The organism is Pseudolysinimonas sp. (genome assembly GCF_031389465.1).
Lineage (GTDB): Bacteria > Actinomycetota > Actinomycetes > Actinomycetales > Microbacteriaceae > Pseudolysinimonas_A.
Genome location: NZ_JANMSQ010000077.1, coordinates 1 through 13,567 on the forward strand (window position 1 = coordinate 1; position 13,567 = coordinate 13,567).

Consider the following 13,567-nt stretch of genomic DNA (forward strand, 5'->3'; position numbering starts at 1 on the left):
TTCAGCCGCGCCGCGGCCTCCCGCTGCTGCTTGTTGACAGATGCCACGCCTCTAGAACCCTTTCGTTGCCGTGGAGAACTCTAGCGCGGGCATCGCTGCGGGTCGGCGCCGGTGCCGGAGGTCGCGGCTACGCTGGCCGAGTGACTCAGCCCGGACTCCGCGCGGGCGCTTCGCCGCTCGCCGTACGGATGCGGCCTCGCTCGCTCGACGAGGTGACGGGTCAGTCGCACCTGCTCAAGCCCGGGTCCCCGCTGGTCAACCTCGCCAACGACACAACAGGGGAGTCAGGAGCGGTTTCGCTGATCCTCTGGGGTCCACCAGGCACCGGTAAGACGACGCTCGCGCAGGCGATTGCGCACTCGTCGGGCCGAAGGTTCACCGAGCTCTCCGCGGTGTCGGCCGGCGTCAAGGACGTGCGCGAGGTGATGGAGAAGGCCCGCGCCGACCGCGACCTGTACGGCGTTTCAACGGTGCTCTTTCTCGACGAGATCCACCGGTTCTCGAAAGCCCAGCAAGATGCCCTGCTGCCCGGAGTCGAGAACGGCTGGGTGATTCTGGTCGCCGCGACGACCGAGAATCCGTCGTTCTCGGTGATCGCGCCGCTGCTCTCGCGCTCCCTGCTGCTCACCCTCGAACCGCTCGGCGACGACGACCTCGCCCTCCTCATCGACCGGGCGGTCGCCGACGCGCGCGGACTCGCCGGCAGCGTGGCGCTCGAGGATGCCGCCCGCGCCGCGATCGTGCGGCTCGCGTCGGGTGACGCTCGGCGGGCACTCACCGCGCTCGAAGCCGCCGCCACCGCGGTGCTCGCGGATGCGGCGCCTGTGAAAGACGGGAGCGAAAGCATCCCGGCGATCTCAGCAGAACTGGTCGCCGCCACCGTCGATCGGGCGCTGCTGCGTTACGACCGCCAGGGCGACGAGCACTACGACGTCATCTCGGCGTTCATCAAGAGCGTGCGCGGCTCCGACGTCGACGCCGCGCTGCACTACCTCGCGCGCATGATCGAAGCTGGTGAGGATCCGCGGTTCATCGCCCGACGGGTGATGATCCTCGCCGCGGAAGACATCGGGATGGCCGATCCGCAAGCCCTGCCGATCGCGGTCGCCGCCGCCGAAGGGGTCGCGTTGATCGGGATGCCCGAGGGCCGCATCCTGCTCGCCGAGGCGGTCGTCTACCTGGCGACCGCGCCGAAGTCGAACGCCTCCTACCAGGCCCTCGATGCAGCGATCGCCGACGTGCGCGCCGGGCGGATCGGTCGCATCCCGATTCATCTGCGCGACGCGCACTACCCGGGGGCGAAACGGCTCGGCCACGGGAAGGGCTACCAGTACGCGCACGACGCCGAGTTCGGCGTCGCCCCGCAGCAGTACCTGCCCGACGAACTGGTCGGCACGACCTACTACGACCCGAGCGGCTTCGGATACGAACGCGACGTCGCGGCGCGGTTGGAGAAGATCCGGGCGATCCTGCGGGGGGAGTAGCGTCCTCAACGCTGTCGGCCCAGACGCGATTCCCACAGGTTGCGGCGACCGGGCCGGATGCGCGAAGCGGTTTCGTACCGTCGGTCTGTGATCCATTGCCAGTTTCACGAAAACAACTTAGGTTGTCTTTGTGGATGAATCGTTCATCCACAAAGCTGCGCGTCGGCACGGCGTGTCCTGCTGGAACGGCAGCTGGTGATCCATGCGATGCCCGTCCGGCATAAGTACTGGCCGCGACCTCCGGTGACACCATGACGAAAACGAAGAAGGATGCCCTCACGATCGAAGAGGCGCTGGCACGACTCGAGGCGATCGATCCCGCGACAGCGGTCTATCGCGATCGCGGCGCGATAGCGCCGATCGAGGACGCAGTACGCGCGCGCGACGATGCCGAACGTCTCGTCGACGAGATCGTGCTCAGGGCTCGGCGCGACGGCTTGACGTGGATCGAGATCGCGGCGGGGCTCGGGGTCAGCCCGCAGGCTGCCCGGAAGAAATACATGGATCGGGTGTAGTCGCTGGTTCTGGGTCGATCGGGTCGACTCTGCTAAAGTAGGCGGGTTCGTCTGGATGACGGACACATCCCACTCTTCAATCCCTTCGAGGGCGTCGCGACGTGCGTGCTCGGTTCGGGGGAGCGTGATGTACGTCCGTGAGTCGCGACAGCCGCGTCCACGTGTTCGAAGGAACTGAATTGGTTACGAAGTCCCAGGACCGCCGCAAGGTGCGTCTCTCCCGTGCGCTCGGCATCCCGCTGACGCCCAAGGCCGCCAAGTACCTCGAGAAGCGTCCCTACGCTCCGGGTGAGCACGGCCGCACCAAGCGCAAGACCGACAGCGACTACGCCGTCCGGTTGCGCGAGAAGCAGCGTCTGCGCGAGCAGTACGGCATTCGCGAGAAGCAGCTGCGCATCGTCTTCAACGAGGCACGTCGCACCCAGGGCCTGACCGGTGAGAACCTGGTCGAGCTGCTCGAGATGCGTCTCGACGCACTCGTTCTGCGTGCCGCGTTCGCCCGTACCACGGCGCAGGCGCGCCAGATGGTCGTGCACCGCCACATCCTCGTCGACGGCCAGCTCGTCGACCGTCCGTCGTTCCGGGTGAAGCCGGGCCAGACGATCCACGTCAAGGAGCGCTCGGAAGGCACCGAGCCCTTCCAGGTCGCTGCCGCCGGCGGTCACGTCGACGTTCTGCCGAAGACCCCGGGCTACCTCGACGTCCAGCTCGACAAGCTCCAGGCCACGCTGCTTCGTCGCCCGAAGCGCGCCGAGGTTCCGGTCACCGCTGAGGTCCAGCTCGTCGTCGAGTACTACGCCGCTCGATAACTCAGACACTCAGGCGATGCCCCGGCGATCATCTCGTCGGGGCATCGTCATGTCGTGCGGCCCTCGTGATCGGCACCCGGGTGGCCTAGGCTGCGCTCATGTCACTGCGTGCAGTGCCCAGCTTCCTGACCTCTCTTGCCGTGGGGGCGCTCGCCCTCGTGACGATGACGGCGTGCTCCGGTCCGCCGCCGCCCACCGTGGTGGACACCTACATCTCCGAGGTCTCGTTCGCCGACAGCGACGCGACGGTCACCCTCGTGAGCAGACAGATCGAGACCGGCAGCGGCGACGGGCCGGAACTCACGGTGGGCGCTAGCGCAACGGTGATCAACGGCGGCAGCCTCCGTCAGACGATCAGGTCCGACACCGCGTTCAAGGCGGTGCGCGTCGCGGTCGAAGCGTTGGTGGAACCGACCGAGGAGCCAACGGGGCTCGGCGTCGTCGGCGCGAGCGCGTCGGCTCACTTCGCGACGGCCGCAGATTCGGACGGCACCCCCGATTTCGGCTACTGGGAGATCGTGCTCGCGGAGCCCGCCACCGAAGCCGACCTGGTCTTCTCGGTACCCCAGGCACTGCCGGGTCAGGAGTTCGTGACGTATTTCGCCGCGGTCGACGAGTCGGGGCGTCAGGGTACGCCTGTCCCGCAGGCTGTCGAAGCCCTTCCCGTCGGTACCGGCGACGTTCAGGTGAGCGTCTCGTGGGATGTCGACAGCGACCTCGACCTCCATGTCGTCGAGCCGAATGGCGAGGAGATCTTCTGGGATGCGTTGACGTCCGCGTCTGGTGGCGACCTCGACCTCGACTCCAACGCCGGATGCATGATCGATTCGGTGCGCAACGAAAACGTCACGTGGGAAGAAGGAACCGCGCCGGCCGGTGAGTACACGGTGCGCATCGACCTCTGGTCGTCGTGCGAGGTCACGCCAACCCGTTACGTGGTCACCGTCGTGGTGCTTGGCCAAGTCACCCGCACCATCACCGGTTCGGTCGACGGCCCGGGCGACGAGGGTCACGTCGGCTCGGGAGAAGTCGTCGCCACCTTCGTGGTTGACGGTTAGCCTCGCCGCCGTCACATCGACGGAGGCGAGGGTGTCGGCGGCGACGTAAGCTGGGCACTTCCCCGTCGTCGTATCTCCAGGAGGATTACATGAAGGGTCTGCTGCTTCTCACCGTCGGTGTCGCCGCCGGATTCGCGATCGCCCACCAGGTCTCCAAGACGCCCGAGGGCCAGAAGTTCTTCGCCGACGTCGACAAGAAGGCCAAGGACTTCGGCGACGCCGTCGTGCAGGGCTACAAGAGCCGTGAGGCCGAGCTGAAGCAGACGGTCGACGGTGTCGTGTCGGACATCGGCGCTCGCGCCCGCACCGCCGCCAAGTAGCCCGCCGACCCCTCGCCGGCGGTCGCCCGCCGGGCGGTCCGCCGCGCCGCAGGGCCCCAAACCCGCCCTCCGGGCGGCGAACGAACCCAGGAAGCACTGTGCAGACCGCCGACATCCACCGCCGCTGGCTCACCTTCTTCGGTGAGCGCGGGCACACCGTTGTACCCTCCGCATCGCTCGTCAGCGACGACCCGAGCCTGCTGTTCACGGTGGCCGGGATGGTGCCGTTCATCCCGTACCTCACGGGCGTGGTGCCGGCTCCGTACCCGCGTGCTACGAGCGTGCAGAAGTGCATCCGCACGAACGACATCGAAGAGGTCGGTAAGACCCCTCGGCACGGCACGTTTTTTCAGATGAACGGCAACTTCTCCTTCGGCGACTACTTCAAAGAAGGCGCGATCTCCTACGCCTGGGAGCTGCTCACGAGCCCCGAGAGCGCGGGCGGCCTCGGCTTCGACGAGAAGGACCTCTGGGTCACCGTCTACGAGGAAGACACCGAGGCGCGCGCGCTCTGGAAGAGCGTCGCCGGGCTCTCGGACGACCGCATCCAGAACCTCGGCAAGGACTCCAACTACTGGTCGACCGGGCAGCCGGGACCGGCCGGACCGTGCTCCGAGATCTTCTTCGACCGCGGCCCCGCGTACGGCATCGACGGGGGACCGGCGACCGACGACGACCGCTACGTCGAGATCTGGAACCTCGTCTTCATGCAGTACGCGATCCAGAATGTGCGCAGCAAGGTCGACTTCGACATCGTCGGGGAACTGCCGAAGAAGAACATCGACACCGGCATGGGCATGGAGCGCGTCGCGTTCATCAAGCAGGGCGTCGACAACATGTACGAGATCGACCAGGTACGCCCCGTCCTGGATGCGGCTGTCGCCCTCTCGGGCAAGACGTACGGCGCCGACCACGGCGACGATGTGCGCTTCCGGGTGATCGCCGACCACGTGCGTTCGGGTCTCATGCTGATGACCGACGGGGTAACTCCGGGCAACGAGGGGCGCGGCTACATCCTGCGTCGCCTGTTGCGTCGCGCCATCCGCTCGATGCGGCTGCTCGGCGTCGACGCGCCGTCGTTCGCGGAGTTGTTCGAAGCGAGCCGGGTGGCGATGCGCGACGCCTACCCGGATGTCGAAGAGAACTGGGACCGCACCTCGCGCCTCGCCCTCGGCGAAGAGGAGACATTCCTGTCGACGCTGGCGAGCGGCACGACGATCCTCGACACCGCGGTTGCGGAGGCGCAGAAGAAGGGCGCCGCGACCCTGCCCGGCGACACGACGTTCCTGTTGCACGACACCTTCGGTTTCCCGATCGATCTGACGCTCGAGATCGCCGAAGAGGCGGGCCTCACCGTCGATCGCGACGCCTTCGACAAGCTGATGACCGAGCAGCGCACGCGTGCGAAGACCGACGCGAAGGCGAAGAAGGGCGCGATTGCCGATCTGGCGATCTACTCCGAGCTGCGGAACATGGGCGAGACGGTCTTCACCGGGTACGACGCGCTCGAGACCGAGACGAAGGTGCTCGGCATCCTCGTCGACGGGCAGCCGGTGACCACGGCAACGGCCGGGCAGGTGGCGGAAGTCATCCTTGCCGAATCGTCCCTCTACGCAGAGTCGGGTGGGCAGGCCGCCGACCAGGGCTCAATCGTCGGCGACGGATTCGACCTCGAAGTGCTCGACGTACAGCGCCCGGTCAAGGGACTCATCAGCCACACCGTGCGGGTTCGCTCCGGCGAGGTCGCCGTGGATGCCGTAGCCACGTCGGTTGTCGACCCCACCTACCGGCACGCCGCGTCCCAGGCGCACTCGGCGACGCATCTCGTGCATGCCGCCCTGCGCCAGACCCTCGGCAGCGAGGCGCACCAGTCGGGCTCATACAACAAGGCCGGCTATATGCGGCTCGACTTCTCGTGGAACCAGGCGCTGTCGCCCGACACTCGGTCGGAGATCGAAGAGGTCGCCAACAACGCCGTGCGCGACAACCTCGACGTGACCACCCGCATCCTGTCCCTCGATGAGGCGAAGGCGGCCGGCGCGATGGCGTTGTTCGGCGAGAAGTATGGCGACACCGTGCGGATGGTCGACATCGGCGGCCCGTGGTCGCGCGAACTGTGCGCTGGCATTCACGTGCGCACCTCGGCGGAGGTCGGCATCGTCAACCTCGTCAGCGAGTCCAGCGTCGGCTCGACCAACCGTCGGGTCGAAGCGCTCGTTGGGCTCGACGCGTTCCGGGATCTGACGGCGGAGCGTGCGATCGTCGCGCAACTGACCAGCTCGCTCAAGACCCCCCGCGACCAGCTGCCGGAGCGCATCACCTCGCTCGTCGAACAGCTCAAAGCAGCCGAGAAGAAGATCGCCGCGTTCGAATCTCAGAAGCTCTCCGGCCGGGTACCGGTGCTGGTCGAAAGCGCGACCCGGATCGGCGCGTATCTCGCGGTCGTCGAAGACCTCGGTGAGCTGTCCTCGGCCGACGAGCTGCGGTCGCTTGCGACCAGCGTGCGCGAGCGGCTCGGGTCTGACGCCGCAGTGGTGGCTCTCGCCGCCCGGGTGTCTGACAAGCCCGCGGTGATCGTCGCGACCAACCCGGCGGCGCGCGATACCGGCGCGAAGGCGGGCGTGCTGGCCAAGCAAGCGGCGGCGACCCTCGGCGGCGGCGGCGGCGGCAAAGACGACCTCGCGCAAGGCGGCGGCACCGACGTGGCGGCGATCGGCGCGGCGCTTTCGGGCATTACCGACGCGCTGCGGTAGCGGCAGCGTGCGTCCCGGAGTGCGCCTCGGCGTCGACGTCGGCAAGGCCCGGGTCGGGGTTGCGGTGTGCGATCGAGACGGATTGCTGGCGACCCCGGTAGCGACCATCGCGCGCGCTGACGCGGATGAGCGAGCCTTCCGCATCCTCGTCGAGGAGTACGGCGCGATCGAGATCGTGATCGGGCTGCCGCTCTCGTTGCAGGGCGGCGACACGGCATCGACGACGGACGCCCGCGAGTTTGCCACGGCCGTCGCGGGCTGGATCGGAGTCCCGGTGCGGCTCGTCGACGAGCGGCTGTCGACGGTCTCCGCACAGCGCGCGCTGCACGCCGCCGGGCGACGTACCAAGGGCTCACGTCCCGTGATCGACCAAGTTGCCGCTGTTATCATCCTGCAGAACGCCCTCGACCACGAGCGCTCGGCGGGCCAACCGCCAGGCTCCCTGGTCGACCCCGAGGGAGAAGTGTGACGAACACCAACGAACCGAGCTGGGACGAGATCTTCCGTCCCGCCGGAGGAGAACCCATCCGCCCGCAAACACCGGCGGCGCCGGAGCCGGGCACCGGCGCATACCCGGGGGTCCGCGCATCCGACCCGTTTGCGGTTGCCGCAGCCGAGGCGCAATCGCAGCACGCGTCACCGCCTGTCGCCGAAGCAACCCTGACGCGACGCGAACTTCGTGAGCGCGAGGAGCAGCAGGCGAGCCGCGGTGGACGCAGCGGGGGTCGGCCCCCATCAGGCGACAGCGCGAAGCCCAAGAAGAAGCGGCGCGGGCTGATCGCCATCCTGGTGATCCTTGCCGTCGTGATCGCGGGCGGTGGCGGCGCCGCAGCATTCGCCTGGATCAACTACGAAGACAACGTGCGCGAATTGCTGGGCTGGGAGATCTCCAACGATTACGTCGGCGAGGGCAACGGCACCGAGGCGCTTGTGACGATCGCATCCGGCGACCTCGGTGACGATGTCGCGCGGAAACTGCACGAAGCGAAAGTCACCCTGAGCTTCGACGCCGTCTGGGAGTACCTCATCGCGCGCGAGGCGGCCGGGGATCCCGTTGTCTTCTTTCCCGGCACGTTCCGCCTACAAAGGGAGATGAGCGCTGAGTCGGCGGTCGCGGCTGTCACCGACCCGGCAAATCAGTTCATCAACCAGGTACTGATCACCGAGGGCATGAGTTACCACGGCGCGCTCGAACAGATCGCGGCATCAACCGAAATCCCGATCGAGGACCTCCAGGCGGCCGCCGAGGACTACATGTCGTTCGGCGTCCCGGCCGAGGCGCCGAACCTCGAAGGCTGGATGTTCCCGGCGACCTACCAATTCGATCCGGGCGTCACGGCGCAGGAAGCCATTCAGGTCACCGTCGACGAAATGTTCGCGCGCTTGGATGCCTTGGGCGTGGCACCCGAAAACCGGTTGAACATCCTCAAGATGGCGGCGCTCGTGCAACGCGAGTCGGGTCCGAACGTCGAGGACATGTACAAGATCGCCCGGGTGTTCACCAACCGGCTCGACCAGAACATGCTGCTCGAATCGGATGCGACCGTCGCCTACGGCACCGGCAACACCGACACGGTGTGGACGACGGAGGAGGAGCGGCAGAACCCCGACAACCTGTACAGCACCTACTTCCACCCGGGTCTGCCGTACGGCCCCATCGGCTTGCCCGGCGAGGAGGCGATCAAGGCGGCGATCACGCCGGCCGAAGGCCCATGGCTGTTCTTCGTGCCGATCAACCTGCAGACGGGCGAAACGGTCTTCTCGGAGACCGCGAGTCAGCACCAGGCGGCTGCCGAGCAGCTCTACGAGTGGTGTCGCGCAAGCGACGAAAACGCGTCGTACTGCGAATGAACGCAGCCTGCGAGTGAGAGCGGCCGATCCGGGAGTTCGTCGTCTTGCCGTACTCGGCTCGCCCATCGAGCACTCGCGCTCGCCCGACCTGCACCGAGCCGCGTATGGCGTGCTCGACTTGCCGTGGGACTACGGGCGCCGAGAGGTGCCGTCGGGCGCCCTCGCCGTGTTCTTCGGTGGACTCGACGCATCGTGGCGAGGGCTGTCGCTCACGATGCCGCTCAAGCGCGAGGTGCTGCCGATGCTCGCCGCACGGTCTGAACTCGTCGAGATTTCGGGATCCGCGAACACCGTGCTGCTCGGCCCGGACGGGCCGCAGGGCTTCAACACCGATGTCACGGGGATCGTGGGGGCGCTGGGCGACCATGGGGTCTCGGATGTCGACACCGTGCACGTCATCGGCACCGGCAACACCGCGGCGTCGGCTTTTCTCGCCGCATCGCGTCTCGGAGCGTCGCGTGTGTTGATCTCCGGCCGGAGTCTCGACGGGATCGCGGCTCTTGAGCGGCTCGGCGACCGACTCGGCGTACACACCGAGTGGCGGTTGTATGGGTCGCACGTTCCGGTGCGTTCCGACCTCGTCATCAACACGCTGCCCGGCGACGTCGATCCGGAAGATGTACCTGACGCAGACCTCGGTGAGGTGCTGATGGAGGTGCCCTACGACCCGTGGCCGACACCGCGGGCTGCCCGTTGGGTGGAGCGTGACGGCACGGTCGTGAGTGGCCTCGAGATGCTGCTGCACCAGGCCATCGCGCAGGTGCGCATTTTCACGACCGGCGAAGAGGGTGGCGAACTCGACCACGAGGATGCCGTGATCGAGGCGATGCGCGAATCGGTCGGTCTGAAGCTGGAAGACTGAGCCGACCTGGAAAGATTGGTAGTCATGCTGCGCTGGTTGACCGCGGGGGAGTCGCACGGCCCCGAACTGGTGGCGATCCTCGAGGGGATGCCCGCCGGCGTTCCCGTGTCGAAGGCCGCCATCCAGGCCGACCTGCAGCGCCGCAAGCTCGGCTACGGCCGTGGCGCCCGGATGAAGTTCGAAGAGGATGTTCTCGACATCTCGGGCGGCATCCGGTTCGGCCTCACCATGGGATCGCCGATCGCCCTGCGCGTCGGCAACACCGAGTGGCCGCGTTGGGTCGACGTCATGAGCGCTGAGCCGGTCGACCCTGAAACCCTTCCGAAAGGCCGGGGGGCGCCGCTTACGCGCCCGCGGCCCGGCCATGCCGATCTGGTCGGCATGCAAAAGTACGACTTCGAGGAGTCCCGCAACGTCCTCGAGCGGGCGAGTGCTCGCGAGACAGCGGCCCGGGTCGCGCTCGGTGCAGTTGCCCGCGCCTTCCTGGGCGAGCTCGGCATCCGGCTGGTCGCTCACACCCTGTCGATCGGCGACGTGCGGGTGCCCGACGGCTCTGCTCTCCCGACCGCCGACGACGTCGATGCGCTCGACGCCGACCCGTTGCGATGCTTCGACGCCGCGACCTCTGCCGCGATGGTGACTGAAGTCGACCGTGCTCACGACAGCGGAGACACCCTCGGCGGTGTCGTCGAGGTTCTCGCGTTCGGCCTGCCGCCGGGACTCGGCAGCTACGTGCACTGGGACCGCCGACTCGACTCGCAGCTCGCTGGAGCGCTCATGAGCATCCAGGCGATCAAGGGCGTGGAGGTCGGCGACGGCTTCACGACGACGACTCGACCCGGTTCGGCGGCCCACGACGAACTGGTGATCGGCGCCGACGGCATCACCCGGCTCTCCGATCGGGCGGGCGGTATCGAGGGCGGCATGTCGACGGGCACGCTGTTGCGGGTGCGCGCCGGGATGAAACCGATCGCGACGGTTCCGCACGCGCTGCGTACGGTGGATGTCGCGAGCGGGGCCGCAGCGGAAGCGCACCACCAGCGGTCGGATGTGTGTGCCGTGCCGGCAGCCGGGGTTGTCGCTGAGGCGATGGTCGCGCTCGTGTTGGCCAATGCGATGCTCGAAAAATTCGGCGGCGACTCGATCGACGAGACCCGCCGCAACCTGGCCGGCTACCTCGCGGCCATCCCCGAGTCGCTGCGTACCGCACCGGCATCAGCGCCGGAGTGAACGTGATCGTCTTCATCGGACCGAGCGGCGCGGGCAAGTCACGCCTCGGAAAACGCGTCGCGCGGGTTCTCGGCGTGCCGTTCGGCGACACCGATCGCATGATCGTTGCCGAGCACGGGCCGATCCCGCAGATCTTCCTCGAGCACGGCGAACCGCACTTCCGCGCGATCGAACGCGAGACGGTGCGCCGTGCGCTGCAGGGCGAGGGTATCGTTTCGCTCGGCGGGGGCGCGGTTCTCGACCCGGACACGCAGACCGATCTCGCCGCACATCGTGTGGTGTTCCTGACGATTTCGCCCGAAGCGGTGACCCGCCGGTTGGCCGGCGACACCGACAGGCCGCTGGTGCGCAACGGGGTGCGGGATTGGATCGCGCTCAACGAGCCCCGCTGGGCGATCTACGAGCGACTCGCCGATGCCACCTTCGACACCTCGCACCGTGCCAATGACGAAATGGCGACGGAGGTGGCGGCATGGCTGACGACGACGTGACGACCATCCCCGTCGCAGGCACCCCCGGCTACGACGTGCTCGTCGGCCGCGGACTGCTCGAGGGAATCCCCGATGTGCTCTCGCCGAAGACGGCGAAACTGCTGATCGTGCACGCGCCGACACTCGCGGCGCGCGCCGAAGCTCTGCGAGAACAGCTCTCCGGCAGCTACGAGGTCTACCTCGCCGAGGTGCCGGACGCCGAGAACGCGAAGAGGGTCGAGGTCGCCGCATTCTGCTGGGGCGTCATGGGCCAGACCGATTTCACCCGCACGGATGCCGTGATCGGCCTGGGCGGGGGAGCGACGACCGATCTCGCGGGCTTCGTCGCCGCCACCTGGTTGCGCGGCGTCGACGTCGTGCAGATCCCGACGACGGTGCTCGGCATGGTGGATGCCGCCGTCGGCGGGAAGACGGGGATCAACACCGCAGAGGGAAAGAACCTCGTCGGCGCCTTCCACGCGCCACGGGCAGTGTTGTGCGACCTCGAAACGCTCGACGCGCTTCCGAAGAACGAGATCCTCGCCGGGTTCGCCGAGATCGTGAAAGCCGGATTCATCGCCGAGCCCGAGATTCTCGACATCATCGAAGCGGATGTCGACGCCGCCACCGACCCTCGCACGCCGCAGTTCCGGCGCGTCGTCGAACTCTCGATCGGCGTGAAAGCTCGCGTCGTCGGTGAGGACTTCACCGAGCAGGGCCTGCGCGAGATCCTCAACTACGGGCACACCCTCGGCCACGCGATCGAGCACGCCGAGCGTTACCAGTGGCGGCACGGCGCCGCAGTCGCGATCGGCATGATGTTCGCCGCCGAGTTGTCGCGGCTCACCCGCAACCTCTCCGACGAGGCAGTCGAACGGCATCGCAGCATCCTCACCTCCCTGTCGCTGCCCACGACTTACCCGGTCGCGCGCTGGAAGACGCTGCTCGCGACCATGCAGCGCGACAAGAAGTCGCGCGCCGGGATGCTGCGCTTCATCGTGCTCGACGGCATCGGTCGGCCCACCACCCTTGAAGGTCCCGACGAGTCGCTGCTCTTCCTCGCCTACCAAAACCTCGCCGAAGCCTGACCCCTCCCCAAGGCCCCAACCAACGGGTTTCGACACGCGCCCTTCGGGCGCTGCTCAACCAACGGGTTGGCGGGGCCGATACGCTCGGGGACATGTCGCGTGTGCTGGTGCTCAATGGGCCGAACCTGGGGCGGCTGGGGAGTCGCGAGCCTGACGTGTACGGCGCGCAAGACCTTTCTGCCCTGCGGGTGCTGCTCGCGGAGAAGGCGACCGAGGGCACCGAGATCGACGTGCGGCAGACCGACGACGAGGCGGAGCTGATCGGCTGGTTGCACGAGGCAGTCGACACCGAGACTCCGGTCATCCTCAATCCGGCCGCGTTCACGCACTACAGCTACGCCCTTCGCGACGCCGCGAAGCTCGTGACAGCTGCGGGCATCCCGCTCGTTGAGGTTCACATCTCGAACCCCCACGCGCGCGAGGAGTTCCGCCACACGAGTGTCATCTCGGCGGTTGCAACGGGCGTGATCGCCGGCTTCGGCTTCGATTCCTACGTGCTGGCGCTCAGCGCGGTCGGCCGCGGCTAAGCTCGTCCCTCGTGGCAACGACCAACGACATCAAGAACGGCAGCGTTCTCAACCTCGACGGCCAACTCTGGAATGTCGTGGAGTTTCAGCACGTCAAGCCGGGCAAGGGCGGCGCCTTCGTGCGCACCAAGATGAAGAACATCATGTCGGGCAAAGTCGTCGACAAGACGTTCAACGCCGGCACGAAGGTCGACTTCGCAACGGTCGACCGCCGCGACTTCCAGTACCTGTACCGGGACGGCGACGGCTTCGTGTTCATGGACACGACTGACTACGACCAGGTGACGGTTCCCGGCGTGGTGGTCGGCGACGCCGCCAACTTCATGCTCGAGAACCAGACCGTGACGATCGCGACCCACGAGGGCGAGGCGCTCTACGTCGAGCTGCCGACCTCGGTCGTACTCGAGGTCACTTACACCGAACCCGGCCTTCAGGGCGACCGCTCGAGCGCCGGAACCAAGCCCGCGACGCTAGAGACCGGCTACGAGATGCAGGTGCCCCTGTTCCTCGAGCAGGGCACCCGCGTCAAGGTCGACACGCGCACCGGGGACTACCTCGGGCGCGTGACCGATTGAGCGCCTGTACCTTGAGCGCCCGTAC

14 protein-coding genes are annotated in these 13,567 nt (G+C 67.5%); all 14 read left to right on the plus strand.

The window, feature by feature from the left end; translation table 11 throughout:
• Positions 1 to 188: 188 nt before the first annotated feature.
• A complete protein-coding gene (locus RMO30_RS02910; RefSeq protein ID WP_309709309.1) occupies positions 189 to 1,484 on the plus strand; it encodes a replication-associated recombination protein A in 1,296 nt (431 codons plus the stop codon).
• 251 nt (positions 1,485 to 1,735) lie between these two features.
• On the plus strand, positions 1,736 to 1,999 hold the full coding sequence (locus RMO30_RS02915) for a hypothetical protein (RefSeq protein WP_309709272.1): 264 nt from the start codon (positions 1,736 to 1,738) through the stop codon (positions 1,997 to 1,999).
• 179 nt (positions 2,000 to 2,178) lie between these two features.
• Positions 2,179 to 2,808, plus strand: a complete 630-nt coding sequence (rpsD, locus tag RMO30_RS02920) for a 30S ribosomal protein S4 (protein ID WP_309709275.1) — start codon at positions 2,179 to 2,181, stop codon at positions 2,806 to 2,808.
• 98 nt (positions 2,809 to 2,906) lie between these two features.
• The gene (locus RMO30_RS02925) at positions 2,907 to 3,866 is read left to right on the plus strand and encodes a hypothetical protein (protein WP_309709278.1); all 960 of its coding nucleotides are present in this window, start codon (positions 2,907 to 2,909) and stop codon (positions 3,864 to 3,866) included.
• Positions 3,867 to 3,955: 89 nt separating this feature from the next.
• The gene (locus tag RMO30_RS02930) at positions 3,956 to 4,186 is read left to right on the plus strand and encodes a hypothetical protein (protein WP_309709281.1); all 231 of its coding nucleotides are present in this window, start codon (positions 3,956 to 3,958) and stop codon (positions 4,184 to 4,186) included.
• 98 nt (positions 4,187 to 4,284) lie between these two features.
• On the plus strand, positions 4,285 to 6,939 hold the full coding sequence (gene alaS / locus RMO30_RS02935) for an alanine--tRNA ligase (RefSeq protein WP_309709283.1): 2,655 nt from the start codon (positions 4,285 to 4,287) through the stop codon (positions 6,937 to 6,939).
• 7 nt (positions 6,940 to 6,946) lie between these two features.
• On the plus strand, positions 6,947 to 7,408 hold the full coding sequence (ruvX, locus tag RMO30_RS02940; RefSeq protein WP_309709286.1) for a Holliday junction resolvase RuvX: 462 nt from the start codon (positions 6,947 to 6,949) through the stop codon (positions 7,406 to 7,408).
• Positions 7,405 to 8,790, plus strand: a complete 1,386-nt coding sequence (gene mltG, locus RMO30_RS02945) for an endolytic transglycosylase MltG (protein ID WP_309709289.1) — start codon at positions 7,405 to 7,407, stop codon at positions 8,788 to 8,790. Before ruvX ends, mltG begins: the two co-directional genes overlap by 4 nt.
• Before the next feature lie 13 nt (positions 8,791 to 8,803).
• Positions 8,804 to 9,652: a shikimate dehydrogenase gene (locus RMO30_RS02950; RefSeq protein WP_309709292.1), complete on the plus strand. Its 849-nt coding sequence runs from the start codon at positions 8,804 to 8,806 to the stop codon at positions 9,650 to 9,652.
• A gap of 24 nt (positions 9,653 to 9,676) precedes the next feature.
• Positions 9,677 to 10,882, plus strand: coding sequence for a chorismate synthase (gene aroC / locus RMO30_RS02955; RefSeq protein ID WP_309709294.1), 1,206 nt, complete (start codon positions 9,677 to 9,679; stop codon positions 10,880 to 10,882).
• 2 nt (positions 10,883 to 10,884) lie between these two features.
• Positions 10,885 to 11,373, plus strand: coding sequence for a shikimate kinase (locus RMO30_RS02960; protein WP_309709299.1), 489 nt, complete (start codon positions 10,885 to 10,887; stop codon positions 11,371 to 11,373).
• Positions 11,355 to 12,440: a 3-dehydroquinate synthase gene (aroB, locus tag RMO30_RS02965; RefSeq protein ID WP_309709301.1), complete on the plus strand. Its 1,086-nt coding sequence runs from the start codon at positions 11,355 to 11,357 to the stop codon at positions 12,438 to 12,440. Before RMO30_RS02960 ends, aroB begins: the two co-directional genes overlap by 19 nt.
• 92 nt (positions 12,441 to 12,532) lie before the next feature.
• The gene (locus RMO30_RS02970) at positions 12,533 to 12,967 is read left to right on the plus strand and encodes a type II 3-dehydroquinate dehydratase (RefSeq protein WP_309709304.1); all 435 of its coding nucleotides are present in this window, start codon (positions 12,533 to 12,535) and stop codon (positions 12,965 to 12,967) included.
• Between the two features lie 11 nt (positions 12,968 to 12,978).
• Complete coding sequence (efp, locus tag RMO30_RS02975; RefSeq protein ID WP_309709307.1) at positions 12,979 to 13,542, plus strand: elongation factor P; 564 nt, start codon at positions 12,979 to 12,981, stop codon at positions 13,540 to 13,542.
• Positions 13,543 to 13,567: the final 25 nt, after the last annotated feature.

Bases quoted from the DNA above. Each gene is read 5' to 3' on its own strand.
- aroB (WP_309709301.1), top strand. From the start codon at position 11,355: ATGGCTGACGACGACGTGACGACCATCCCCGTCGCAGGCACCCCCGGC.
- RMO30_RS02970 (WP_309709304.1), top strand. From the start codon at position 12,533: ATGTCGCGTGTGCTGGTGCTCAATGGGCCGAACCTGGGGCGGCTGGGG.
- RMO30_RS02910 (WP_309709309.1), top strand. From the start codon at position 189: ATGCGGCCTCGCTCGCTCGACGAGGTGACGGGTCAGTCGCACCTGCTC.
- RMO30_RS02925 (WP_309709278.1), top strand. From the start codon at position 2,907: ATGTCACTGCGTGCAGTGCCCAGCTTCCTGACCTCTCTTGCCGTGGGG.
- RMO30_RS02930 (WP_309709281.1), top strand. From the start codon at position 3,956: ATGAAGGGTCTGCTGCTTCTCACCGTCGGTGTCGCCGCCGGATTCGCG.
- RMO30_RS02915 (WP_309709272.1), top strand. From the start codon at position 1,736: ATGACGAAAACGAAGAAGGATGCCCTCACGATCGAAGAGGCGCTGGCA.
- aroC (WP_309709294.1), top strand. From the start codon at position 9,677: ATGCTGCGCTGGTTGACCGCGGGGGAGTCGCACGGCCCCGAACTGGTG.